The sequence below is a fragment of the Ramlibacter tataouinensis genome, assembly GCF_027941915.1.
Classification (GTDB): Bacteria; Pseudomonadota; Gammaproteobacteria; order Burkholderiales; family Burkholderiaceae_C; genus Ramlibacter; species Ramlibacter tataouinensis_C.
Genome location: NZ_CP116009.1, coordinates 842,460 through 866,447 on the forward strand (window position 1 = coordinate 842,460; position 23,988 = coordinate 866,447).

The window sequence follows — 23,988 nt, forward strand, 5'->3', positions numbered from 1 at the left end:
TGCCCCAGGCGTGTCGGTCCTGCTACGCCGAAATCTCGATGGGCTGGAAGAACCGGTAGCCGACACCGCGCACCGTGGTCACGGGCAACTTCAGGCCACAGGCCTGCTCCACCCTGCGGCGAAGCCGTCGCATCTGGGTATCCAGCCGACGCTGGTCGTACTGCAGGTAGTCCTCCCCTAGCGCCTCGACGATGGCCCGCCGGCTCACCACGGAGCCGCCCCCCATGCCGAGAGCCAGCAGCACGACATGGTCCTGGGCGGACAACGGCAGCGCGGACAGGCCGGGTGGGATGAGCCGGGGCGGCGAGCCGCACAGCTTCCACCGGGGTGCGGCGTCCTCGGCCTCCAGCGTTTCGGCCCTGTCCGCGGAGTCCCTGCGTCCTGTGATGTCGCGGGCCACCGCAATCCGGACGCCGTCCTGCGGAACCCAGCGCGCGGACCACATGATGTGCACGAGGCGTCCGTCCTTGCGCACATAGCGGTTCTCGAAGTGGCGCTGGAGGTAGCCGTCCATGATGCGAGTGACGGCCTGCAGGGTCCGCAGCCGGTCCCCTTCGTAGACGAAGTCGATCATCGGCTTGCCGATCATCTCGTGCGGCCCGTAGCCGAAGATGGCCTCGCAGGCACCGCGGATGGCGAGGAAGCGTCCGTTGGGATCGACCACGCAGATCGCGTCCAGCAGCAAGTCCGTCACGTCGGGGGGCTCGGCCCGGACGGCGCCGGCGCCCGAACCGGTGTCCTCGGGTACGGCTGCCGTCGCCGCGGGATCTGGACCTGCATCCGCACCCGTAGACGGATCCGTCGAACTCATGCCTGCACTGCCTTCCAGCCCAAAAAAGGATCAACTTGCTCGCCGGCGATGCGCTCAGGTTTGCTCAGACTCCCGCCACCGCGGGTGCGTAGGATCCGCCCGCGCTGCCGTGGCGCACTTTACTGGAACACCATGCTGACGACGGAGGATGGCCCGAGCACGGGCCCGGAGCACCTGGGCGAGGCGCCGGCCGTCCGCCCGTCCGCCCCGGTTCCGCTGTCGAGGACCCGGCTGATCGATCGCCGTTCGAGGCGGCGCGACGATGCCCAGGTGCTTGCCCTGATCCGGGATCTGCCCGGACCCGCCAGCAACCGGTGCCACGTCTTCACGGCGGGGCTGCTGAACGAGGCGGGCGAGCTGTATCGCGAAGTCGACCTCCATGGCGAATTCGCGGCCTTGCTGTTCACCGCCCGGATGAATGCCAACGGCTTCTGCCGGTTGCAGGCCGGAGAGCCGTTCTTTGTGGACGGCTACGAAAGCGTTTTCGCCAAGCGTTGAACCGCGGCCCCGCCTACCCGCGCTTGGCCACCAGCGTCAGGATGTCGTAGCTCGCCACCAGCTCGCCGTGCTGGTTGGTGACTTCCACGTCCCAGGCCACCACGCCCTGGCCCACCCCCTTGGCGTCCTTCTTGCGCTTGTCGATCTTGCGCTTGGCGGTCAGGCGCGCCTGGATGGTGTCGCCGATGCCGACCGGCTTGACGAAGCGCAGCGTGTCCAGCCCGTAGTTGGCCAGCACCGGGCCGGGCGAAGGCCAGACGAACAGTCCGGCGGCCGCGGACAGCACGAAGTAGCCGTGCGCAATCCGCTGGCCGAACGGGCTTTCCTTGGCCGCGATCTCGTCGAAGTGCATGTAGAAGTAGTCGCCCGACAGGCCGCCGAAGGCGACGATGTCGGCCTCGCCGACGGTGCGGCGGTGCGTCAGCAGCGAATCGCCGACCTGCAGGTCCTCGAAGTGGCGGCGGAACGGATGCAGCTCGCTCTCGCGCACCTTGGCGCCACGCACGTGCTCGCCGGTCACCGCGCTCAGCATGGTCGGCGAGCCCTGCACCGCCGCGCGCTGCAGGTAGTGCTTGACGGCGCGCAGGCCGCCCAGCTCCTCGCCGCCGCCGGCGCGGCCCGGACCGCCGTGCTTGAGCAGCGGCAGCGGCGAGCCGTGCCCGGTGGACTCGGCCGCGGCCTCGCGGTCCAGCACCAGGATGCGGCCGTGGGTGGCGGCCGCTGCCGGCACGAACCGGGCCGCCGTCGCCGGGTCCCTGGTCACCAGCGTGCCGACCAGGCTGCCCTTGCCGCGGGCGGCGAGTTCCAGCGCCTGCTCGAGGTCGTCGTAGGCCATCAGCGTGCTGACCGGGCCGAACGCCTCGATGTCGTGCACGCCGTCGTCGCCCATCGGGTTCTTGGCCAGCAGCAGCGTGGGCGCGAAGAACGCGCCTTCGGCCACGCCCTCGCCCCGGGGCGCGAAGCCGTCGCGCTCGCCGAACACCAGCTCGGCGCTTTTCAGCAGCGACTGCACGCGCTCGGCGACATCGCGGCGCTGGTCCTGCGAGGCCAGCGCGCCCATGCGCACGTCCTCCAGCGCCGGGTCGCCGACCACCACCTTGGCCAGCCGCGCCTTCAGCCGTTTCGCCACTTCGTCGACGTACTTCGCCGGCACGATGGCGCGGCGGATGGCGGTGCACTTCTGGCCGGCCTTGACGGTCATCTCGCGCGCCACTTCCTTGACGTACAGGTCGAACTCCTCGTCGTCCGGCGTCACGTCCGGCGCCAGCACGGCCATGTTGAGCGAGTCGGCCTCGGCGTTGAAGGGGATCGAGTGGCGCACGATGTTGGGATGCACCCGCAGCCGGGCCGCCGTGTCGGCCGAGCCGGTGAAGGTGACCACGTCGGCGCCGTCCAGCCGGTCCAGCAGGTCGCCGGTGGAGCCGATCACCAACTGCAGGCTGCCCTCGGGCAGCAGGCCGGATTCGACCAGCAGGCGAACCGCCTTCTCGGTCAGGTAGCTGGTGGCGGTGGCGGGCTTGCCGATGCAGGGCACGCCGGCCAGGAAACTGGGCGCGAATTTCTCCAGCAAGCCCCAGACCGGAAAGTTGAAGGCGTTGATGTGCACCGCCAGGCCGCCGCGCGGCACCAGGATGTGGGTGCCGGCAAAACCGCCCTTCTTGCCCAGCGGGATCGCCGGTCCCTCGTGCAGCAGGTTGCCCGAGGGCAGCTCGTTGGCGCCGACGCCGGCATAGGCGAACAGCGTGCCGCTGCCGCCCTCGATGTCGATCCAGCTGTCGGTGCGGGTCGCGCCGGTGTGGGCCGAGACCGCATACAGCTCTTCCTTGCGATCGCCGAGGAACTTCGCCATCGCCTTCAGCCGCTCGGCGCGCTGCTGGAAGTCGAGCTTGAGCAGATTGGGCACGCCCACCTTGCGCGCGTGCTGCACCGCCTCGGCGAAGTCGAGCGGGTCGGCATGGGTGCTGGCCACCGGCTGGCCGTTGATGGCGCTGCGCAAGGTCTGCGCGGCGGCGGCGCCGACCCAGCGGCCGGCGATGTAGCTCTGGAGGATGGGAGGGGTCATGTCGGAGTCTCCTTGCGCGGTCCCCTGCGGGAGGGAACGCTCGTTCGTTGTCAGCCGCGGGAAAGCTGGCGATTCTGCGCGAGCGCCGGCTGCGGCGCCTGCACCGCCTGCAATCCCCCGAGGAACAGGTCCGTGACGATGGGCGCCATCGCCTCGTAGTCCAGCGCTCCTTCGGGTTTCATCCAGGTGAACATCCAGTTGACCATGCCGAACAGCAGCATGGTCAGCGGCTTGGCCAGCGTGGCCTCGTCCAGGTCGGGCCGCAGGCCGGCGATCACCTTGGCGAACTCGGCCACGACGGCCCGCTCGCGGTCCAGCACGCGCTGGCGGTCGGCCGGTTCCAGGAAGCGCACCTCGCTGGTCAGCACCCAGTGCGCGTCCTGCGCGTCCGCGTACTCCTGCACGAAGCGGCGGATCAGCAGGTGCATGCGCTCGCGCGGCTCGCCATCGGCCTGCGCCGTCTCGACCACGATGCGCTGCAGCCGCTCGACGTGCGAATCGGCGATCGAGAACAGCAGCGCGTACTTGTCGCGGTAGTAGTGGTACAGCGTGGCCTTGGACAGGCCGCAGGCCTGCGCGACCTGGTTCATCGAGGTGGCCGAGTAGCCGTGGCCGGCGAACAGACGCGCCGCACCCGCGAGGATGGCCTCGCGCTGGTCGTCGTAGCCGGCGTGGCGTCCGCGCCCCACCCGCGCTACCTCTCGTCGAAGGAGATGACCACGCGCTCGGTGGTCGGGTGCGCCTGGCAGGTCAGGATGAAGCCGGCCGCCACTTCCTTCTTGTCCAGCGCGAAGTTGCGCTCCATGCGCACCTGGCCTTCCACCAGCTTGGCGCGGCAGGTGCCGCACACGCCCGAGGTGCAGGAGTACGGCACTTCCAGGCCTGCGGCCGAGGCGGCGTCGAGGATGCTGGGCTGGTCCTTGCTGAAGGTGATCTCGCGCTGCAGGCCGTCACGCACGATCAGCACCCGGGCCTGCTCGGCATCGCCGGGCCGGGCCTCGTGCAGCACGGCGCCGACTTCGCCGGCCGCCTGCTGCGGAACGCCGAAGCGCTCGATGTGGATCCGGTCCGCGGCCACGCCGGCCGCCAGCAGCGCGGCCTCGGCCTCGTCGTTCATCTGGAACGGCCCGCACACGTAGGCATGGGCGATCGAGCCGGCCGGCACCGGGCCGCGCAGGAACTCGCCGATCTTCTCGCGGTTCATCAGGCCCATGTTGATGGGCGCATCGGTGTGCTCGTCGGAGAACACGTGGTGCAGCACCAGCCGGGTCATGTACCGGTCCTTGAGGTCCTCGATCTCCTCCTTGAACATGGTCGACTTCAGGCTGCGGTTGCCATAGACCAGCGTGAAGCGGCTGGCCGGCTCGCGCGCCAGCACCGTCTTCATGATCGACAGGATGGGTGTGATGCCGCTGCCGCCGGCGATGCCCAGGTGGTGGCGCTTCGCCTGCGGCTCGATCGGCACGAAGAAGCGCCCCTGCGGGGCCATCACGTTCACCGTGTCGCCGGGCCGCAGGTGCTCGTTGATCCACTGCGAGAACACGCCGCCCTTGACCTTGCGCACGCCCACGCGCAGCTCGCCGTCGTCGATCCCCGCGCAGATCGAGTACGAGCGCCGCAGGTCGTGGCCGCCGATCTCCTTGCGCAGCGTGAGGTACTGGCCCTGGGTGAAGCCGAACACCGGCCGCAGGTCCTCGGGCACCTCGAAGGAGACGACCACGGCTTCGGCCGTGTCGGGGGTGATGGAGCGGACCTTGAGGGGGTGGAAGAGCGGCGCGGTCATATCGGTTTGAAGTGCTCGAACGGCTCGCGGCAGGCAATGCAGCGGTACAGCGCCTTGCACGCCGTGGAGCCGAATGCCGACAGCCGCTCGGTGTTCGCGCTGCCGCAGCGCGGGCAGGCCACCGCATCGGCCTTGCGGCCGACGATGCGGATCGGCACGCCGTCGTCCGGCGCGGCCGGACCGGGCGGGGCGATGCCGTAGTCGCGCAGCTTGCGCTTGCCGTCCTCGCTGATCCAGTCGGTGGTCCAGGCCGGCGCGCGGCGCAGCGTGGCGCGCGCCGGGCCCAGGCCTTCGGACTGCAGCGCCTCCAGCACGCTCTGCTCGATGACTTCCGTCGCCGGGCAACCGGAGTAGGTGGGCGTGAGCACCACCTCCAGCTCGGCGCCGTGGTCGATCACCTCGCGCACGATGCCCAGGTCGCACAGCGACAGCGCCGGCACTTCGGGGTCCAGCACCGTGCCCAGCACCTGCCAGGCGCGGTCGACGCGATCGGCGGCCACGGCGCTCACCAGACGCCGCCCGGGAAGGCGCGCTGCAGGTGCTGCATCTCGGCCAGGATGTAGCCCATGTGCTCGCTGTGCACGCCGCGCTTGCCGGTCGACAGGAACGGGCTGGCCTGGGGGATTTCCAGCCCCGCTTCGGCCAGGATCACACCCATCTCGGCTTCCCACGGCGCCTTCAGCTCGGCCCAGGACGGGCCCAGCCCGCTGCGCGCGGCCTGCTCATCGACCGCATCGGCCGCGAACAGCTCGGCCGCATAGCGCCACAGGTGCTCGATCGCAGCCGCCATGCGCCGGTGCGATTCGTCCGTGCCCTGCCCCAGCCGCACCACCCAGTCGGCCGAGTGCTGCTGGTGGTAGCGCGCTTCCTTGATCGCCTTGCCGGCGATGGCGGCCAGTTCCGCGTCCGTCGACTGCTGCAGCCGCTGCCACAGCAGCTTGAGGAAGGTGGCGACCATGGCGTTGCGCAGCACCGTAACGGCGAAGTCGCCGCGCGGCAGCTCCACCAGCGTCACGTTGCGGAAGTCGCGCTCGTCGCGCAGGAAGGCCAGCTGGTCCTCGTCGTAGCCCTGGCCTTCCAGCGCGCCTGCGTGCGTGAGCACCGCGCGGGCCTGGCCGACCAGGTCCAGCGCGATGTTGGTCAGCGCGATGTCCTCCTCCAGCACGGGCGCATGGCCGGTCCACTCGCCCAGGCGCTGCGCCAGCACCAGGGCGGTGTCGCCGATGCGCAGCAGGTACTGGACGGCCGGGTCGTCCTTGATGGCGATCGAAGCTTGCATCCCTGCGCTCACATGTGGTCCACCGAGGCGGGCAGCTTGTAGAAGGTCGGGTGGCGGTACACCTTGTCTTCCATCGGGTCGAAGAACATGTCCTTGTCGCCCGGGTCGCTGGCCACGATCTGGTCCGAGCGCACCACCCACACGCTGGTGCCCTCCTGCCGGCGCGTGTAGACGTCGCGCGCCATCTGGATCGCCATCTTCGCGTCGGCCGCGTGCAGGCTGCCGCAGTGCTTGTGGTCCAGGCCGGACTTGCTGCGGACGAAGACCTCCCAGAGAGGCCATTCCTCTTTCACGTCGCTCATGCCGCTTCCTTCATCTTCTGGTCCTGCTTCGCCGCATAGGCCGTGGCCGCCTCGCGCACCCAGGCGCCGTCGTCCCAGGCCTTCACGCGCGCGGCCAGTCGCTCCTTGTTGCAGGGGCCGTTGCCGTTGACCACGTTCCAGAACTCGGCCCAGTCGATCGCGCCGAAGTCGTAGTGCTGCCGTTCCTCGTTCCACTTCAGCTGCGGGTCCGGCAGCGTCACGCCCAGCACCTTGGCCTGCTCGGCGGTGGCGTCGACGAAGCGCTGGCGCAGCTCGTCGTTGGACACCCGCTTGATGCCCCAGCGCATCGACTGCGCCGAGTTGGGCGACTGGTCGTCGGGCGGGCCGAACATCATGATCGAGGGCCACCACCAGCGATTCACCGCGTCCTGCACCATCGCCTTCTGCGCGTCGGTGCCCTGCTCCATCATCACCAGCAGGCTCTCGAAGCCCTGGCGCTGGTGGAAGCTCTCCTCGCGGCAGATGCGGATCATGGCGCGCGCGTAGGGACCGTACGAGCAGCGGCAGATCGGCACCTGGTTCATGATGGCCGCGCCGTCCACCAGCCAGCCGATCACGCCCACGTCGGCCCAGGTCAGGGTCGGGTAGTTGAAGATCGAGCTGTACTTGGCCTTGCCGCTGTGCAGCGCCTCCAGCATCTGGTCGCGGCTCGTCCCGAGCGTTTCGGCGGCCGAGTAGAGATAGAGGCCGTGCCCGCCCTCGTCCTGCACCTTGGCCAGCAGGATCGCCTTGCGCTTGAGCGTGGGCGCGCGCGTGATCCAGTTGCCCTCGGGCAGCATGCCGACGATTTCCGAATGCGCGTGCTGGCTGATCTGCCGCACCAGCGTCTTGCGGTAGTGCTCGGGCATCCAGTCCTTGCCCTCGATGAATTCGCCGGCGTCGATGCGCGCATCGAAGCGCTCCTGCAACCGCACTTCGTCGGCCGACCGCACCGGCTTGAGGGCGGCTTCATCCTTGCCCAGGGTATCCATCGCCTGCGTGTACATGCGCTCTCCTTGACATTCGGCAGGTTTTGCCCGACCGCGCGGTCGATAATAGAGGAGAGCCGGGGAACACGCAAGCGCTCGCCAATCGCAAGCGAAATCCCGACCTGTCGCGCTTGCGAGCCCGCCTTGCTGGGCTGCACCCCGTGCTAAGGTGCCCTGCCGCGACCGCGCGATGCGGCCTGCCCCCGACCCGGCGGCGCCGGATCGCCCGGCCCGCGCCCACAGAAGGCCCAGGGAGATCCGGATGAGCGCCTCCGACACCGATCCGATGCTGCCGCGCGTCGCCTACTTCTCCATGGAGATGGCGCTGGAGCCCGGCATGGGCACCTACAGCGGCGGGCTGGGCGTGCTGGCCGGCGACGTGATGCGCAGCGCGGCCGACCTGGCGCTGCCGATGGTGGGCGTGACGCTGCTGAGCCGCCAGGGCTATTTCCGCCAGCGCATCGAGGGTGGCCGGCAGGTGGAGGACGACGCGACCTGGGATCCGTCGCGCCACGCCACGCGGCTGCCGGCCAAGGTGCCGGTGTCGATCCGCGGCCGCGAGGTCTGGGTCGGCGGCTGGCAGTACAGGGTGCGCAGCGGCTGCGCGAGTTCACCCGAGGTGCCGGTGCTGCTGCTGGACACCGACCTGCCGGAGAACCAGCCGGAAGACCGGCGCCTGACGGCCTTCCTGTACGGCGGCGACGAGGCCTACCGGCTGTGCCAGGAGATCGTGCTGGGCATCGGCGGCGTGCGGCTGCTGGCGGCCCTGGGCCTGCAGGTCCGGAAGTACCACCTGAATGAAGGCCATGCCGCGCTGCTGACGCTGGAGCTGCTGCGCGAGCGCCTGGCCGCCAACCCCTCGCGCGAGCAGGCCATCGCCGCCGTGCAGGCGCAATGCGTGTTCACCACCCACACGCCGGTGCCCGCCGGCCATGACCAGTTCGACTACCCGCTGGCGCGCACCTGCATCGGCCCTCTGGTGCGCGAGCTGGACCTGCCCACCCTCGCGGGCCAAGAGCGCCTGAACCTGACCCACCTGGCGCTGGCCCTGTCGGGCTGGGTCAACGGCGTGGCACAGCGCCACGCCGAGGTCTCGCGCGCCATGTTCCCCGGCTACACGGTGCACGCGATCACCAACGGCGTGCACCCGTGGACCTGGGCCTCGGACGCCCACCGGCGCCTGTTCGACCAGCACGTGCCGCACTGGTGCCACGAACCCGAAGAGCTGCTGCACGCCGACCGCATCCCGGGCGGGGAGCTGCTGGCGGCCCACCGCGCAGCCAAGCACGCGCTCATCGGCCTGCTGCAGCGCGCCGGCGGCCAGGCGCTCGATCCGCAGCGCTTCACCATCGGCTTCGCCCGCCGCATGACCGACTACAAGCGCCCCTCGCTGCTGTTCAGCGACATCGCCCGGCTGCGCCGCATCGCCCAGCGCCACCCGATCCAGATCGCGCTGGCCGGCAAGGCGCACCCGCGCGACGAACTGGGCAAGCGCCACATCGCCCGCCTGCACGAGTGGGCGCGCGAACTGGGCGACGGCATTCCGGTGGTGTTCGTGCCCGACTACGACGTCGATTCGGCGCGCCTGCTGGTCAGCGGCGTCGACCTGTGGCTGAACACGCCGCAGCGCCCGCTGGAGGCGTCCGGCACCAGCGGCATGAAAGCCGCGCTCAACGGCGTGCCCAGCCTGAGCATCCTGGACGGCTGGTGGCTGGAGGGCTGCGAGGAAGGCCTGACCGGCTGGGCCATCGGCGCGGACGGCCCGCACGACGACGCGCTGGACGCCGCCTCGCTGTACGACAAGCTGGAGCGGGTGGTGCTGCCGCTGTACTACGAGGACCCGACCGGCTGGCTGAAGGTGTTGCAGGGGGCGATCACCAAGAACGGCGCGTTCTTCAACAGCCACCGCATGGTGCGGCGCTACATGCTGGACGCCTATTCGCACTAGCCGTCGTCAGGGTGCGGCGATGACCTGGCCATCGTCGTCGATCGAGACGGCCGTGGAATTTGCGGCCCTCGCTCACCAGCCGTAGAAGCGCGGCCACGCCTCGATCTCGCCGTCGGCGCCGACCGCCTGGTAGACCGGGTGCTGCGCTCCGGTGGCGCAGGCGTGGTTCGGCAGGATGCGCAGCCGCGTGCCGATCGGGAAGCGGCGCGCGATGTCGTCGTCGACCCCGTCGGCGCGATGCAGGATGCCGTGCTCCTGGTTCGCGCTGCCCAGCACGTAACCGGCGATCGGCTCCCCCGATTCGGTACACACCAGCCCGTAGCCGAAGTCGCGCTGCTGCTTCTGGGTGCCGCGGTCACGGCTCATGGCCATCCAGCCCGCGTCGACGATCGCCCAGCCCTTTTCTTCCTGGTGGCCGATCACGGTGGTGAGCACCGACAGTGCGATGTCCTCGACCTTGCACACGCCCACGTTGTGCATGACCAGATCGAAGAAGACGTAGACCCCGGCGCGGACCTCCGTCACGCCCTCCAGGTGGGTTGCGGCCAGCGCGGTCGGGGTCGAACCGACGCTGACCGCCGGGCACGGCAGGCCCGCCGCCCGCAGCCGCTCGGCGGCCTGCACGGTCAGCCGGCGCTCCTGCTCCGCGACGCGTTGCAAGGCCTCGGGATCGCTGCAGTCGTAGCTGGAGCCGGCGTGCGCCATGACGCCGCCCAGCCGCATGCCCGCGCCGTGCAGGATCCGGCCGACGGCCAGCAGCGCCTCGCCTTCGGGCGGAATGCCGGAGCGATGGCCATCGGCGTCGATCTCGATCCAGACTTCCAGGCCTTCGCCCTGCGCCTGGCCGAAGCTGGCGATCGCCTCGGCGGCGCCCACGCTGTCGGTGATGATTTTCAGCTCACAGCCACGGCGCCGCAGCGCCAGTGCCTGCGGCAGCCTGGCCGGCGCCATGCTCACGGCATACAGGATGTCCCGGATCCCGGCATCGAAGAACTGCCCGGCTTCCTTGAGCGTGGACACCGTGATGCCCTGCGCGCCGGCGGCCATCTGCGCCTGGACCACGGGCAGGCACTTGGAGGTCTTGACGTGCGGGCGGAACCTGACGCCCAGCTCGTTCATGCGCGCCTGCATCCGGGCGATGTTGTCCTGCATGCGCCCGACGTCGACCAGGGCGGCGGGCGTGTCGAGTGCAGCGATCGTGGTCATGGGCGGCGCGCTCAGGCGGGCACCACGGCCACGGCTTCGACCTCGACCTTGAGCCCGTAGTGCAGCGCGCCGGTGGGCACGATCGCGCGACTGGGGCGGCTCGGGCCGGCCCATTGCGCATAGACCGCGTTGAACGCGGCCCAGTTGTCGACCGAGTCGAGATAGACGCGCACCTGGACGAGATGCTCGATGCCGCTGCCGCAGGCCCTCAGGACGGCTTCGACGTTCGCCAGCGCCTGCCGGGCCTGGTCCTCGAAGCTCGCGGAGGCGAGCTTCTCTCCGGCGGGGGTGATGGGCAACTGGCCGGAGACGAAGACGAAACCGTTGGCTACCGATCCATGCGAATAGTGCCCGCCAGGTGCTGCGTTGGCGTCGGGATTGCTGTAGGTCACGAGGTTCTGCTGCATGGATGCGGTGGCCGGGGAAGGCCTCAGGTCTTTTCGCAGGCTTCGGACGGTCTGTCGTTCGGACTGCTCCTCTGCGGCCAGCCTCTACTCGGCCGGGTTCTTGAGCATCGAGATGTTACCGGCGGCCACCAGCAGGGCGCCAGGGCGGGGGGCGCCGCACAGTCACCGGACAACGTATCCAGCACTGGATCAAGTGTCCAGGTTGGGGGGAAACACGCACCGGCGCATGACGGTGGCCACTCGACTTCTAACGGGCATGGACCCGGAAGAAGTCCAGCATCGCAGCCGTGGCGTCCGGTCCGTGGGGGTCGGTGAAGCTGCCTGTGCTGCTGCCGCCAGACCACGCATGCGGCGCCCCATGCACGAGCCAGTGCTCGGCGATCCGCTTGCCGTTCGCGTCCAGGCGAATGCGTCGGGTCCATGACCGCCCGCCCGGCACGCTGCCCGACTCGGCCTGCCATTCGGCTTCGGCGGACCCGCTGCTCGCAAACAGGTGCTCCGCGTTGGACGGATGAACCGTCGTGTCCGCTTCGCCGTGGATGACGATGGTGGGCACCGCCGGCGCTGCCGCCGATCCACCGGATCGCGCCCCGTCCTTCATCGCCTTCAGCGCCGAAGGCAGGTCCCGCGCCGCGCCCGCGGGCAGGCCGGAGTGCACCCCAACGGCAGCGAAGATCTCGGGGTAGGTGTGTCCCAGCACCGCAGCCATTGCACCCCCCGCAGACAGGCCCGCCACATACACGCGCGTGGAATCGATCGCATGTCGGCCGATCACATCCTGGGTCATCCCGGCCAGGATCGCAGGCTCACCGCGGCCGCGGGCCTGGTGGCTGTGCTTGAACCAGTTCCAGCACCGCTGGGGATTTGCCTTGCGTGACTGCGCCGGGTAGAGCACGAAAAAGCCCGTCCGGCGCGCTGCCTCGTTCATGCCGGTGCCCGACGCGAAGTCATCCGGATCCTGGGTGCAGCCGTGCAGCATCACCACCAGTGGCATGGGCCGTGAGCCGGCGTCCGGCGGGATGAAGAGCTTGAAGCTGCGCTCCGCCGTTCCGGCGCCGAAACGGCCCTCGATGAATGACGCGTCGGCGTCGCGCGCGGCCTGCGGATCGTCGATCCGCACCGACGGGGACGGATCGCCGCCGGCGGCGCCGTCCGCGTCCGGCACGACCCTGGCGTCGACGTCGATGATGGCTGGGTCCACGCTGTCGGCCCGCAGCTTCAGCGCGGATCGAATGGCGGCGGTGGCCGCGTCGAGGTTACCGGCGCGGGTGAGCCGGGTTGCGTCCTGCATCAGGCGCTGGAAGTCTTCGTGCATGTCATTCCGCAGTAGATGGCCCGGGCCAAAGGCAGCCCGCACGCCGCACATTGCGCCGGCGCGCCCCCGTGCAAGGGCGAAAGCGCTTCTTGTTGCCTTTTCCGGTCTCGTCTGCCTCGCACTTCGATGCGGGCGGATGGCTCAGTCGCGCGCGACTGCGACTGTTACCGTTGGTGCAATCCAGGCGCTGCGTTGTCGTTGGGCGTAAGGTGCATGCTGCAATCGGCAGCCCACAATGAACCTGCGCAACACCCTGCCTTCGCTGGCAACGGCGGCCGCCCTGCTGGCGTGCGCCGTCCAGTCGCAGCCAGCCATGGTCAGCGTGGACCTCAGCGAGGTCGCCAGCCAGCTGGCCCAGCGCAACAGCCTGGACGAAAGCCTGATGCCGCTCAGCATCCTGGTCCCGCCCGAGGTGGCGGCGAGGGTCTGCGGGATGGCGGCCGGCGCCCGGGCGCTCATGGCTGCGGGCTGCACGGCAGCATCGAGTTCGACCGAGCTCGACAGGCTCGTGAAGGCGCGCATGGATGCCGACGAGCTTCCGCCGACGCCGCCACCGCGTCGCCCGCCTGACGACTAGCGAGATGACGCTGCCGCCTGCAGCGCCAGGCGGCATCTGCAGCAGCCAGCAATCAGTGGCGGCGCGAGCCGCCCACCCGAGGCGACTCAGCCTTTGGGCAGGTTGCGAATCGTGGCGGCCGACAGGTAGTTGATCGCAATGGATTGGACCACCGCCACCGTCAGGCGCGCCTTGGCGGCGTCGCCCAGCGCGGGGAAATGCATGGCCACGATCCTCTCCGCTTGCGCGAACTGCCCTTCGATCGCAACGAGCGCGCTCTCGAGGAGTCTTTCCTCGACGCCGCCGAACTCACTGGGGTGTGTGGTCATGAGGTTGTCCCTTCAGCTAAGTTGATCAAGGACCGGAAGCCCTCGGCTGCACTGTAGAGGGAACCGCGCCGATCGGAGCTTGCCTGCGTGCCCACCGTCGATCTGGATGGAACGCGACGCAGGCGGTTCCGTGCCACGGGGGCTAGTCACGCGATCCCACGTCCATCGCGCTGTTGATCATCAGCCTGGTGGCTCTTTCCCGCTCTTCGACCGCGTCCCTCCAGTCTTCCCAGGCTTCCTCGGCAAAACCGGCGTCGCCAGGCAGTCCCTGGACACGGCTCCAGGCCTGTGCCTCCCGGCGAAGCGCGTCTTCGTAGTTGCGGCGGAGCCTGTCGGCGCTGTGAGGCCCAACCGGCTGCTCGCCGTGGGACGGCATGTCTTGCACGGGATGGTGCGTGTCCCCCGCCTCGTGTTGCTGCGCGCGCCGAAGACCAGCCTCTTCTCGGCTGTGGTCATCGTGCATCCTGCGCGCAGACCGCTTTTCTGCCTTGCTCATGGAAGCAAGCATGCTCGCGAACGGCCGCCCCCGGGGATTTCGGCACACAAACCCTTACGCATGACGTGCGCATCGTCAACTCCAGGCGCGCAGCATCGGACCAAGGAGGACTTCGCATGAAGCCGACATTGCATCTGCCTGCCCCTGCGGGGGCTGCGCTGAATCGTTGGAGCAGCCTGGTTCGCAGCCTGACCCAGGAGCACCGGGCAGTCCGCCCCGACCACGCCGCAAGCTGCGCCGCCGAAGGCGATCCGGACCCGGACCCGCTGCGGACGGTGGGCACGCTCAGGGCAGCCGACGAAGTCCGGATCCTGAACGATGCCGGCGCCTTTCAGGTCGTGAACGTGGAAAAGCTTACCGGGCAGTTTGCAGGCTTGTGCAAGGTGTACCTGCGGTCTGTCGACCACGGCGGAACCGTGACGCTGATCCGGTCTCCGGCCGACTTCATTCGGGTCCTGTCGAAGACGGTCATCGTGGCTGCCGTTTGCTCCAGTTAGCCCCCGCGCCGCCGGCGCGCTGGTACAGGTGCGCAGTCTGCTGCGGTCGAGTCTCTCAGACGCGCGCGCGCAGCAGCTGCTGCACCAGCGGGTGCTGGATCCGCCGTTCGGCCGAGATCAGGTAGAAGTGTTCCACCAGCTCCGGCGTCTCGCCGATGGCCCGCAGCGACCGGTCCTTGCGAAGCTCCTCGCGCGACCAGTGCGACACCGGGAAGGCGCCCATGCCGCTGCGGCCGAAGGCCACGAGCAAGGCGCTGTCCTCGAATTCCCCGGCGATGCGCGGCCGCAGGCCCTGGCGCTCGAACCACTGGTCGAGCCGGGGCCGCACCGCGACGTCGCCGGTCGGCAGCAGCAGCGGCATCTCGTCCAGGCAGGCCGGGAACGGCTTGCGGGTCGCGCGCACGAGGGCCGCCGGGGCGAACCAGGCGAGCGGCGCCTGCCCCAGGGGATGGCTGTACAGACGCAGGTTGGGATTGGCGGCCGCCGGACGGTCCGACAGCACCGCGTCGATGCGATGCAGCGCCAGGTCCGCCAGCAGCCGGTCGAATTCGTCTTCATGGCACAGCAGCCGGATCTGCGGCCCGGCGACCGCCGGCTGCAACAGCTGCTGCGCCACCAGCTTGGGCAGGCCGTCGGAGATGCCGACCTTCAGGCGCATGGCCTGGCCGGTGGCCGCCTCGCGCACCGCCGCCGGCAGCTGCTCGCCGAGCTGGAAGATCTGCTCGGCATGGGCCATGGCCGCCACGCCCGCCTCGGTCAGGGCGATGCCGCGGCCGGCGGGCTTGAACAGGGCATGCCCGAGCGACTGCTCGAGCGCGCGCACCTGGGCGCTGACGGTCTGGACCGCCATGTCCAGGCGGTCGGCGGCCCGCGCCATCCCGCCTTCCTTGGCGACGACCCAGAAGTAGTAGAGGTGGCGGTAGTTGAGCGCGGTCGCCATGCGCCGAGTGTGCCTGGGGCCCGCGGCGGGCCTTGCGGGCGCGCCGCGCATCAGCTCGATGACCGCGCCGGCCCCCGTCAGGCCTGGGCCAGCTGCTGGATCCCGGCCACCACCCAGCCGCCCATCCCGGTGACCGGCTTGGCCAGGTGCCAGACCTCGTCGAGCGACTCCGGCACGGCGCCGTGCTGGTCGCGCACGCTGCCGGTGAAGCGGACGCTGACGATGTAGCGGTCCGGCTCCTGCTCCACGGACAGGACCTGCGCCTCCAGGCCGAACACCTGGGTCGCCTGCGGCGCCGCGCCGCGCTCGGCCAGGTCGATGCGCACGACCTCGAACATCTCCGGCGTCAGGTAGTCGCGCAGACGGTCCAGGTCGCCGGCGTCGTTGGCGGCCTGCAGTGCCATGAACTGGTCCTTGGCGTTGCGCGCGAAGGCGGCGGCGTCGAAGTCCGCGGGCAGGCCGGCCGGCTGCGCCGCCGTGGGCGCGAAGCCACCGAGGCGCGAGCCGATCAGCGAGCCGCGCGGCGCTGGGGTTTCGCCATGGACGGAGCGGAATTCGGCGGACGACGCCGCTTGCCGCGCCATGCCGTCGCGTGCCAGTCCCGGACCGGCCGCTCCCGCGAGCGCCGGGCCTTGCGACGCGGCGCGCTTGCGCAGGACCAGGCCGACGACGACCAGCACGGCCATCACGAGCAGGCCGATCATCATCATGTTGGCCAGCGCCTCGCCGAAACCGAGGTGGGACGCCAGCGCCGCCAGGCCCAGGCCGGCGGCCAGACCGGCCACCGGGCCCATCCAGTTGCGCTTGGGCGCTGCGGCCGCGGCAGTCGGCGCGGCAGCCGCCGCCGGCGCCGGGCTCGCTGCGCCCGGGTTGGCCGCGGGCTGGGCCGGCGTGTTGTTGGCCGGCGCCGTGGTGTTCTGCCGCTGCATGCCGGCGGACTTGCCGCCGCCAAGGCGCCTGGCCTCGGCGTCGAGCCCGGCGGTCAGTCCCAGCGTCAGGACGATGGCCGCAGCGGCCAGGGATTTCTTCATTCAGGTCTCCTGTGGAGGTCGGTTCAGGGCTGCACAGGGTAGCGCACCGGGCCGGCAGGAAAAAGCAGATCGTTCCTGCCGTTTGCTCAGGAAAAACCGAACCCCGTGCGGGCGCTGGGCAGGGGGACCGGCCACGGCGAGTCCGCACGGACAGCAGCCCTTCGGGCCAGCACCTGCCGGCCGATGGGCCTTCGCGAGATGCCTGCCGTGCTCAGCGGATCTCGCCGTCCACGTAGTACCAGCGCCCGTCGTCCTCGCGCACGAAGCGGCTGCGCTCGCGCAGGCGCCCGCCGCGGCCCTGGATGCGGTAGCGCGCGACGAATTCGACTTGCGCGTGCGAGCCATCGACCATCTGGTGGTCATGCACTTCCAGGCCCAGCCACCGGGTGGCCGGGTCGGGGCTGGCGTCGGCCGGCCGGGTGCTGGGGTGCCAGGTGGCCAGCAGGTAGGCCTCGTCGCGCAGCACGTGGGCGGTATAGCGCGAGCGCATCAGCGCCTCGGCATCGGGCGCCGGTTCGCCGCCGATCCAGCGGCCGCAGCAATCGGCGAGCGACAGCGACCGGCCGCGGTCGTCGGTGCGGCCGCAGGGACACGGGTCCGAGGGAGGCAGCGTGGAAGCCATGGCGTGATGGTAGGGGCCTTCAGCCCCGTGCTTCAGCAGCGCGGGTATCGGCAATCCTCCATCGGCTGCGCCGAGCTGCTGCAGGGCTGGCCGCTCGGCGATCCGTGCACGCGGTCGCGCTGGCCGGACGTGACCACCTCCTCATCCGATGCGGATCGGCAACGCGCGCTCCCGCCGATTGGTTCCATGCAGCCCAGCGCGGCGATCCTCACTGGGCGCGTCCCCGTGCTTGCTATATTCGATCCGGCTGTTCGGTGCCCGCTCGACCTGCAGGAGCGACAGGAACCAGGCAGCCGGGGCGTGGGCACGACATCCACTTCCAGCAGGAGCAGCCCCATGCCGATCGAGCCTTTCGACGACAAGCGACCTCAAGCCGCCGCCCAGCCGGCCACGCCGCCGGCAAAGCTGCACTCCCCGCTCGAACGCAGCCGGTTCGGCGGCACCCAGCGCCGGCACGAGCGTCCCGCCGACGACGACACGCCCGTGTCGCGCAGCGACCTCAGCAAGGGTCCCCAGGAACTGACGCAGGACCGGACGGCCCGCATCAACTGGCCCGTCCTGGGGGTCTCGTCGGTGGTGATCCTGGCCTTCTCGATCTGGGCCATCCTCGATCCCGGGCACGCCCGGGCGACGATGAAGGCAGCCGTCGGCTGGATCGCAACCAACCTCGGCTGGTACTACGTGCTCACGATGACCCTCGTGACCGGTTTCGTGCTCTGGGTCGCGCTTTCCAGGGAAGGCGATGTGCGGATCGGACCCGACCACTCGCGGCCGCAGTACAAGCTCGTGACCTGGGTCGCGATGCTGTTCGCGGCGGGCGTCGGCATCGACATGCTCTTCTACTCGGTCACCGGCCCTGTCGTGCAATTCCTGTCTCCGCCCGCCGGGCAGGGCGGCACTGCCGCCGCAATGCAGGATGCGGTGGTCTGGACGATGTTCCACTACGGCATCGCCGGCTGGTCGATGTATGCGCTGCTCGGCATGGCGATGGGCTACTTCGCCTACCGCTGGGGCATGCCGCTGTCGATCCGGGCGGCGCTGTACCCGCTGCTCGGCAAGCGCGTGCGCGGTCCCCTGGGCGACGGCATCAGCATCATTGCGCTGGTCGGCACGGTGTTCGGCGTCGCCACGTCGATGGGCATCGGCGTCGTGCTGCTGGCCGTCGGCTTCTCGCTGCTCTTCGGCCTGGCGCAGGGCCTGGCGCTGCAGATCGCGCTGGTGGTCGGCGCGGTGATCCTGACCATCGCGGCCACCACGTCGGGCGTCGACCGCGGCATCCGCTGGATCTCCGAGCTGAACCTCTGGAGCGCCGTGGCCATGATGGTCTACATCCTGGTCACCGGACAGACCGCCTTCCTGCTGAACGCCTTCGTCGAGAACGTCGGCCAGTTCCTGGTCACGCTTCCGGCACGCACGCTGCAGACCTTCGCCTACCAGCCCGGCGGTGCCGAGTGGATGGGCGGCTGGACGCTGTTCTTCTGGGCGTTCTGGCTGGCGTGGGGGCCGTTCGTCGGCGTCTTCCTCGCCCGCATCTCGCGCGGGCGCACGCTGCGCGAGTTCGTGATCGCGGCGATCACCGCGCCCGTGCTGTGCGACTTCATCATCGTCTCGCTATTCGGCAACTCGGCCCTGTACCGGGTGCTGCAGGGCGACAGGGCGTTCGCCGAACTGGCGGTCCAGAGCCCGGAGCAGGGCTGGTACGCCCTGCTGGGGATGTTCCCGGGCGCGATGTTCCTGATCGGGCTGGCGACACTCTCCGGGCTGCTGTTCTATCTCACCAGCGCCAACTCCGGCGCGATGGTGATGTCGAACTTCTCGGCATCGATCCCCGATCCGTCACACGACGGGCCGAAGTGGCTGCGCGTCTTCTGGGCCGTGCTCACCGCGGTGCTCACCGTGGCGATGCTGCTGGCCGGTGGCGTGACGACGATGGAGTACGCGACGCTCATCTTCGCCTTGCCGGTGACGATCATCGCCTACCTCGTGATGGCGTCCTTCCACAAGGTGCTGCGGATGGAACGGGCCGAGCGCGAGGGCCAGGTGCTGCGCCGGCCCTCGATCGCCCCGAGCGGCGGCCACGTGCCGGAGCGCTCGTGGAAGCAGCGGCTCGAGCAGCTGCGCGCCTTCCCCTCGCTGCGGCAGGTCACCCAGTTCCTCGACCGCACGGTGCGGCCCGCGCTCGACGATGTCGCCGCCGAGTTCAGCAACCAGGGCTACGAGGTCGAGCGCAGCGCCATGCCCAATGCGAACGGCATCGAGGAGCCGTTGCTGCGGGTGTCGATGGACACGTTCCGCGCCTTCCACTACCAGGTCGCCATCGTCGAGGCGCCGGTGCCGATGTTCAGCGGCCGGATGTCGCGCGAGACCGACGTCTACTACCGGCTCGAGGTGTACACGCAAACCGGTTCCGGCGGCTACGACCTGATGGGCTTGACCCGGCAGCAGGTGATCGACGACGTGCTCGAGCGCTACGAGGCGCACCTCGCCTTCCTCACCCTCTCCACGCAGACCAATACCGCCTCCGTGCTCACCCCGCCGGTGCCCCCCAGGGAACAGCCGTCCGCGCTGCCCAGGGACGCGGGGGACAGCCAGGATCTCGAAGAAAGGAAGGCGTGACGCCTGCCGGCTGTCCTCTGCGACGCTGCCGCCGGGCCTTCACCGCAGCCGCCGCCCCGCCGTGCGCGCGCCCGGCACTTCCAGCGGCAGCCGCGTCTCGGCCTTCACCTCCTTGAGCACCACGCTCGAGCGCACGTGCGTCACGCCGGCGAGCTTGAACAGGGTCTCGTGCAGGAAGCTCTCGTAGCGCTTGATGTCGGGCACCAGCACCTTGATCACGTAGTCGGCCTGGCCGGTGGTGGCGTAGCAGCTCACGATGCGCGGCTCGGCGGCGACGGCGTCCTCGAAGCGGCGCACGTCGTCCTCGTGGTGCCGCGTCAGGTTGACTTCGGCCAGCACGCACAGGGACAGGCCGACCTTCTCGCGGTCCACCAGTGCCGTGTAGCCGCGGATGATCCCGGCGGTCTCCATCTCCTTGACGCGCTTCCAGCACGGCGTGCTGGACAAACCGGCGGCCGCGGCCAGCTGCTGCACCGTCTGGCGCGCGTCGCGCTGCAGCTCGGCCAGCAGCAGAACATCGTGGCGGTCGAGGTCATTCATTCCGGAATCCCGTCACCGTGGAGAACCAGATTCTCCACCAGCCCTATTCTGACGGGAAAAAGAAATCACTTTTCCATTGATGGCGACTACGCTTTGCCTCCAGAAGAGGAGCGCCGCCATGGCCCTGGAGACAAGCACCGCCCCGCGCGACGAAGCGCCCGCGCTCGCCCGCCCGCATTACCAGCTCGGCGACAGCCTGTGGGCGCGCGGCGGCGCCATCTTCCTGACCGGCACCCAGGCGCTGGTGCGGCTGATGCTGATGCAGCGCCAGCGCGATGCCGCCGCCGGGCTGGACACGCGCGGCTTCATCAGCGGCTACCGCGGCTCGCCGCTGGGCATGGTCGACCAGGCGGTGTGGAAGGCGGGCAAGAAGTTCGACGAGGCCGGGCTGCGCTTCCTGCCGGCCATCAACGAGGAACTGGGCGCCACCGCGGTGCTGGGCACGCAGCGCGTCGAGGCCGATCCCGAGCGCACCTGCGACGGCGTGTTCGCGCTGTGGTACGGCAAGGGCCCCGGCGTGGACCGCGCGGGCGACGCGCTCAAGCACGGCAACGCCTACGGCGCCTCGCCGCACGGCGGCGTGCTGATGGTGGCGGGCGACGACCACGGCTGCGTGTCCTCCTCGATGCCGCACCAGAGCGACCAGGCGTTCATCGCCTGGCACGCCCCCATCGTCTCGCCGGCCAGCGTGGCCGAGTACCTGGAGTTCGGGCTGTACGGCTGGCAGCTCTCGCGCTTCTCGGGCAACTGGGTCGGCTTCACGGCGCTGTCGGAAGTGGTGGAGAGCGCCTCCACCGTCGACCTTGATCTCGTCAACGCCCGGGTCGCCGCCTGGCAGGACGCCGGCACCATCCGCCAGCTCACCGGCTACACGCCGCCCGCCGGCGGCCTGCACTACCGCTGGCCCGACCTGCCCTCGCTCGCGATCGAGCAGCGCCTGCACGCCAAGCTGGAGGCGGTGCGCGCCTTCGCCCGCATCAACAGCATCGACCGGCACGTCGTTCGAAGCGAACACGCCACGGTGGGCATCGTCACCGCGGGCAAGGCCCATTTCGACTTCATGGAGGTGCTGCGCCGGCTGGACATCGCGCCGGAAACGCTGGCGCAGCACGGCGTGCGCATCTACAAGCTCGGGCTGACGTACCCCATCGAGCCGACCCGCATGCACGAGTTCGTGCGCGGGCTGCGCGAAGTGCTGGTGATCGAGGAGAAGGCCCCGGTCGTCGAGGACCAGTTGCGCTCGATGTTCTACAACGCGCCGCGGCGGCCGCTGATCGTCGGCAAGACCGATGCGGACGGCGCGCCGCTGGTGTCGGCGCTGGGCGAGCTGCGGCCCTCGCGCCTGATCGGCCTGGTCGCGAACTGGCTGGCGGCCCACTACCCCGACCTGGACCGCCGCCACCTGGTGCGCGACTTCACCCTGCCCGAGCTGCTGTCCAACGACAGCGACAGCGTCAAGCGCCTGCCCTACTTTTGCGCCGGCTGCCCGCACAACACCAGCACCCGCGTGCCGGAAGGCTCGCATGCCCAGGCCGGCATCGGCTGCCACTTCATGGCGAGCTGGATGGACCGCGACACCGAAGGGCTGATCCAGATGGGCGGCGAAGGCGTGGACTGGGTCTCGCACGCGATGTTCACGAAGGTGCCGCACGTGTTCCAGAACCTGGGCGACGGCACCTACTACCACTCGGGCTACCTGGCGATCCGCCAGGCCGTGGCGGCGCGCGCCACGCTCACCTACAAGATCCTGTACAACGACGCGGTGGCCATGACCGGCGGCCAGCCGGTGGACGGCATCATCAGCGTCGACGGCATCGCGCGCCAGGTCGAGGCCGAGGGCGTCAGGCAGGTGGTGGTGGTTTCGGACGACATCGGCAAGTACGACGCGATCAAGGGCCGCTTCCCCGCCGGCACCGAATTCCACGACCGCAGCCGGCTCGACGCCGTGCAGCGCCGCCTGCGCGAGATGCCCGGCGTCACCGTGCTGATCTACGAGCAGACCTGCGCCGCCGAGAAGCGCCGCCGCCGCAAGAAGGGCGAGCTGGTCGACCCGGCCCGGCGCCTGTTCATCAACGAGCGGGTGTGCGAAGGCTGCGGTGACTGCAGCGTGCAGAGCAACTGCGTGGCCGTGCAGCCGCTGGAGACGCCGCTGGGCCGCAAGCGCAAGATCGACCAGAGCAGCTGCAACAAGGACTACTCCTGCGTGCAGGGCTTCTGCCCGAGCTTCGTCGGCGTGATCGGGGGCCAGCTGCGCCAGCGGGTGGGGGCGCTCTCGCCGCCATCCACGTCCGCTCCGTCGTCCCCCGGTGATGCCGGGTCCGCGGCCCTGGACGACTTCGCCCGCCGGGTCGCCGCCCTCCCCCACCCCGACCCGCACACCTGGAGCGCTCCCTACGACCTGCTGGTCACCGGCGTCGGCGGCACCGGGGTGGTCACGGTCGGCGCGCTGATCACCATGGCCGCGCACCTGGAAGGCAAGAGCGCCAGCGTGCTGGACTTCATGGGCTTCGCGCAAAAGGGCGGCTCGGTGCTGAGCTTCGTGCGCCTGGCCGACGTGCCTGAGCGCCTGAACCAGGTGCGCATCGACACCCAGCAGGCCGACGCGCTGCTGGCCTGCGACCTGGTGGTCGGCGCCTCGCCGGACGCGCTGGCCACGGTGCGCCACGGCCGCACCCGCATCCTGGCCAACACGCACGAGGTGCCGGTGGCCGAGAGCCTGCACAACCCGGACGCCAGCCTGAAGGTGCCGGCGCTGCTGGACAAGCTGCGCTTCGCCGCCGGCGCCGACCGCGTCGAGACGCTGGACGCGCAGGCGCTGGCCGAGGCCTTCATTGGCGACGCCATCGTCTCCAACATCCTGGCGCTGGGCTACGCCTGGCAGCGCGGGCTGGTCCCCGTCGGGCTGGCCGCCCTGACCCGCGCCATCGAACTGAACGGCGTCGGGGTGGACAACAACAAGCTGGCGTTGTCGCTCGGGCGTTTGGCTGCCGCCGACCCACAAGCCGTGGCGGCGCTGCTGCGCGCGTCGCAGGCCGAGGCGGTAGCAGCGCCGGATGCACTGGACACGATCGTGGCCCGCGGCGTGCAGCACCTGACCGGCTACCAGGGCCGCGCCTACGCGCGCCGCTACGCCGACTTCGTCGCCCGCGTGCGCACCCGCGAGGCGGCGCTGGACGCCGATGCCTCGCTGCCGTTCACCCGCGCCGTCGCGCAGTCGCTGCTCAAGCTGATGGCGTACAAGGACGAATACGAGGTGGCCCGGCTCTACACCGACGGCGCCTTCCTGCAGGCGCTGCACCAGCAGTTCGAAGGCGACCCGCAGCTGGAGTTCTACATGGCACCGCCGCTGCTCAGCCGCGCCCGGCCCGGCGAGCGGCCGCGCAAGATCCGGCTGGGGGGCTGGATGCTGCCCGCCATGAAGCTGCTGGCGCACGGCAAGCGCTTGCGCGGAACCGTGTTCGACGTGTTCGGCTACACGGAAGAGCGCGCGCTCGAGCGGGCGCTGGTGCGCGAGTACGCGCACCGCATCGAGTCGCTGCTGCCGGCGCTCGACGCGGAGCATCTTGCGCTCGCTGCCGAGATCGCGCGCGTGCCGCTGTCGATGCGCGGCTACGGCCCGGTCAAGCGGGCCAACGTGGACGCGGCGCGGCTGCGCGAGGCGCAGCTGCTGCACCGCCTCGATCCATCGACATATCCCAAGCCGGCGGGTTCCCCCGGCGCAGGCCAGCTACGTGGGATCCGCGTGGTCGCGACTTGACGGA

At 70.2% G+C, this 23,988-nt stretch carries 22 protein-coding genes and 1 pseudogene; 6 read left to right on the top strand and 17 right to left on the bottom strand.

The window, feature by feature from the left end; genetic code table 11:
- Nucleotides 1-22 precede the first annotated feature (22 nt).
- Entirely contained in the window at nucleotides 23-811 is a 789-nt protein-coding gene (locus PE066_RS03850; protein ID WP_271235246.1) for a PAS domain S-box protein, read from the bottom strand.
- Nucleotides 812-943: 132 nt separating this feature from the next.
- Between PE066_RS03850 and PE066_RS03855 the strand changes: the two genes are divergently transcribed.
- On the top strand, nucleotides 944-1,309 hold the full coding sequence (locus PE066_RS03855; protein WP_271235247.1) for a hypothetical protein: 366 nt from the start codon (nucleotides 944-946) through the stop codon (nucleotides 1,307-1,309).
- Between the two features lie 13 nt (nucleotides 1,310-1,322).
- On the opposite strand, the gene paaZ is transcribed toward PE066_RS03855, so the two are convergent.
- Genes paaZ through paaA form a run of 7 tightly spaced genes read right to left on the bottom strand, consistent with a single transcriptional unit; the run spans nucleotide 1,323 to nucleotide 7,742 of the window.
- Nucleotides 1,323-3,371: a phenylacetic acid degradation bifunctional protein PaaZ gene (paaZ, locus tag PE066_RS03860; RefSeq protein WP_271235248.1), complete on the bottom strand. Its 2,049-nt coding sequence runs from the start codon at nucleotides 3,369-3,371 to the stop codon at nucleotides 1,323-1,325.
- Nucleotides 3,372-3,421: 50 nt separating this feature from the next.
- Nucleotides 3,422-4,060: a TetR/AcrR family transcriptional regulator gene (locus tag PE066_RS03865; protein ID WP_271235249.1), complete on the bottom strand. Its 639-nt coding sequence runs from the start codon at nucleotides 4,058-4,060 to the stop codon at nucleotides 3,422-3,424.
- Between the two features lie 5 nt (nucleotides 4,061-4,065).
- On the bottom strand, nucleotides 4,066-5,154 hold the full coding sequence (gene paaE / locus PE066_RS03870) for a 1,2-phenylacetyl-CoA epoxidase subunit PaaE (RefSeq protein WP_271235250.1): 1,089 nt from the start codon (nucleotides 5,152-5,154) through the stop codon (nucleotides 4,066-4,068).
- Complete coding sequence (gene paaD / locus PE066_RS03875) at nucleotides 5,151-5,663, bottom strand: 1,2-phenylacetyl-CoA epoxidase subunit PaaD (protein WP_271235251.1); 513 nt, start codon at nucleotides 5,661-5,663, stop codon at nucleotides 5,151-5,153. Before paaD ends, paaE begins: the two co-directional genes overlap by 4 nt.
- Nucleotides 5,660-6,433 carry a 1,2-phenylacetyl-CoA epoxidase subunit PaaC gene (paaC, locus tag PE066_RS03880; protein ID WP_271235252.1) on the bottom strand — a complete coding sequence of 258 codons (774 nt, stop codon included), beginning with the start codon at nucleotides 6,431-6,433 and terminating at the stop codon, nucleotides 5,660-5,662. Before paaC ends, paaD begins: the two co-directional genes overlap by 4 nt.
- Nucleotides 6,434-6,441: 8 nt before the next feature.
- Nucleotides 6,442-6,735, bottom strand: a complete 294-nt coding sequence (gene paaB / locus PE066_RS03885; RefSeq protein WP_271235253.1) for a 1,2-phenylacetyl-CoA epoxidase subunit PaaB — start codon at nucleotides 6,733-6,735, stop codon at nucleotides 6,442-6,444.
- On the bottom strand, nucleotides 6,732-7,742 hold the full coding sequence (paaA, locus tag PE066_RS03890; protein WP_271235254.1) for a 1,2-phenylacetyl-CoA epoxidase subunit PaaA: 1,011 nt from the start codon (nucleotides 7,740-7,742) through the stop codon (nucleotides 6,732-6,734). The genes paaB and paaA overlap by 4 nt, the downstream gene beginning before the upstream one ends.
- Before the next feature lie 244 nt (nucleotides 7,743-7,986).
- Here paaA and glgP point away from each other — a divergent pair, with 244 nt between their 5' ends.
- Nucleotides 7,987-9,672 carry an alpha-glucan family phosphorylase gene (gene glgP / locus PE066_RS03895; RefSeq protein WP_271235255.1) on the top strand — a complete coding sequence of 562 codons (1,686 nt, stop codon included), beginning with the start codon at nucleotides 7,987-7,989 and terminating at the stop codon, nucleotides 9,670-9,672.
- A 72-nt stretch (nucleotides 9,673-9,744) separates the two neighbouring features.
- Here the strand turns inward: glgP and PE066_RS03900 are convergent, their stop codons facing one another.
- From PE066_RS03900 to PE066_RS03910, 3 genes are all read right to left on the bottom strand, one after another.
- Nucleotides 9,745-10,878, bottom strand: coding sequence for a DSD1 family PLP-dependent enzyme (locus tag PE066_RS03900; RefSeq protein WP_271235256.1), 1,134 nt, complete (start codon nucleotides 10,876-10,878; stop codon nucleotides 9,745-9,747).
- An 11-nt stretch (nucleotides 10,879-10,889) separates the two neighbouring features.
- A complete protein-coding gene (locus tag PE066_RS03905; RefSeq protein ID WP_271235257.1) occupies nucleotides 10,890-11,285 on the bottom strand; it encodes a RidA family protein in 396 nt (131 codons plus the stop codon).
- Nucleotides 11,286-11,532: 247 nt separating this feature from the next.
- On the bottom strand, nucleotides 11,533-12,600 hold the full coding sequence (locus PE066_RS03910; RefSeq protein WP_271235258.1) for an extracellular catalytic domain type 1 short-chain-length polyhydroxyalkanoate depolymerase: 1,068 nt from the start codon (nucleotides 12,598-12,600) through the stop codon (nucleotides 11,533-11,535).
- A 235-nt stretch (nucleotides 12,601-12,835) separates the two neighbouring features.
- On the opposite strand from PE066_RS03910, the gene PE066_RS03915 reads away from it, so the two are divergent.
- Nucleotides 12,836-13,177, top strand: a complete 342-nt coding sequence (locus PE066_RS03915) for a hypothetical protein (protein ID WP_271235259.1) — start codon at nucleotides 12,836-12,838, stop codon at nucleotides 13,175-13,177.
- An 86-nt stretch (nucleotides 13,178-13,263) separates the two neighbouring features.
- Here the strand turns inward: PE066_RS03915 and PE066_RS03920 are convergent, their stop codons facing one another.
- Entirely contained in the window at nucleotides 13,264-13,485 is a 222-nt protein-coding gene (locus PE066_RS03920) for a hypothetical protein (protein WP_271235260.1), read from the bottom strand.
- Nucleotides 13,486-13,627: 142 nt separating this feature from the next.
- The gene (locus PE066_RS03925; protein WP_271235261.1) at nucleotides 13,628-13,981 is read right to left on the bottom strand and encodes a hypothetical protein; all 354 of its coding nucleotides are present in this window, start codon (nucleotides 13,979-13,981) and stop codon (nucleotides 13,628-13,630) included.
- A gap of 116 nt (nucleotides 13,982-14,097) precedes the next feature.
- Between PE066_RS03925 and PE066_RS03930 the strand changes: the two genes are divergently transcribed.
- Nucleotides 14,098-14,478, top strand: a complete 381-nt coding sequence (locus tag PE066_RS03930; RefSeq protein ID WP_271235262.1) for a hypothetical protein — start codon at nucleotides 14,098-14,100, stop codon at nucleotides 14,476-14,478.
- 55 nt (nucleotides 14,479-14,533) lie between these two features.
- On the opposite strand, the gene PE066_RS03935 is transcribed toward PE066_RS03930, so the two are convergent.
- The 3 genes from PE066_RS03935 to PE066_RS03945 all read right to left on the bottom strand — a co-directional run bounded on the left by PE066_RS03935 (nucleotide 14,534) and on the right by PE066_RS03945 (nucleotide 17,071).
- The gene (locus PE066_RS03935) at nucleotides 14,534-15,418 is read right to left on the bottom strand and encodes a LysR family transcriptional regulator (protein ID WP_271235263.1); all 885 of its coding nucleotides are present in this window, start codon (nucleotides 15,416-15,418) and stop codon (nucleotides 14,534-14,536) included.
- Between the two features lie 77 nt (nucleotides 15,419-15,495).
- On the bottom strand, nucleotides 15,496-16,449 hold the full coding sequence (locus tag PE066_RS03940) for a Tim44 domain-containing protein (RefSeq protein ID WP_271235264.1): 954 nt from the start codon (nucleotides 16,447-16,449) through the stop codon (nucleotides 15,496-15,498).
- Nucleotides 16,450-16,660: 211 nt separating this feature from the next.
- Nucleotides 16,661-17,071, bottom strand: a complete 411-nt coding sequence (locus tag PE066_RS03945) for a YchJ family protein (protein WP_271235265.1) — start codon at nucleotides 17,069-17,071, stop codon at nucleotides 16,661-16,663.
- A gap of 336 nt (nucleotides 17,072-17,407) precedes the next feature.
- Between PE066_RS03945 and betT the strand changes: the two are divergent.
- Nucleotides 17,408-19,621: pseudogene (gene betT, locus PE066_RS03950) on the top strand (choline BCCT transporter BetT); the annotation flags it as partial.
- Nucleotides 19,622-19,726: 105 nt separating this feature from the next.
- Here the strand turns inward: betT and PE066_RS03955 are convergent.
- On the bottom strand, nucleotides 19,727-20,227 hold the full coding sequence (locus PE066_RS03955) for an Lrp/AsnC family transcriptional regulator (protein ID WP_271235267.1): 501 nt from the start codon (nucleotides 20,225-20,227) through the stop codon (nucleotides 19,727-19,729).
- Nucleotides 20,228-20,345: 118 nt separating this feature from the next.
- Here PE066_RS03955 and PE066_RS03960 point away from each other — a divergent pair, with 118 nt between their 5' ends.
- The gene (locus PE066_RS03960; RefSeq protein WP_271235268.1) at nucleotides 20,346-23,984 is read left to right on the top strand and encodes an indolepyruvate ferredoxin oxidoreductase family protein; all 3,639 of its coding nucleotides are present in this window, start codon (nucleotides 20,346-20,348) and stop codon (nucleotides 23,982-23,984) included.
- The last annotated feature ends 4 nt before the right edge of the window (nucleotides 23,985-23,988 follow it).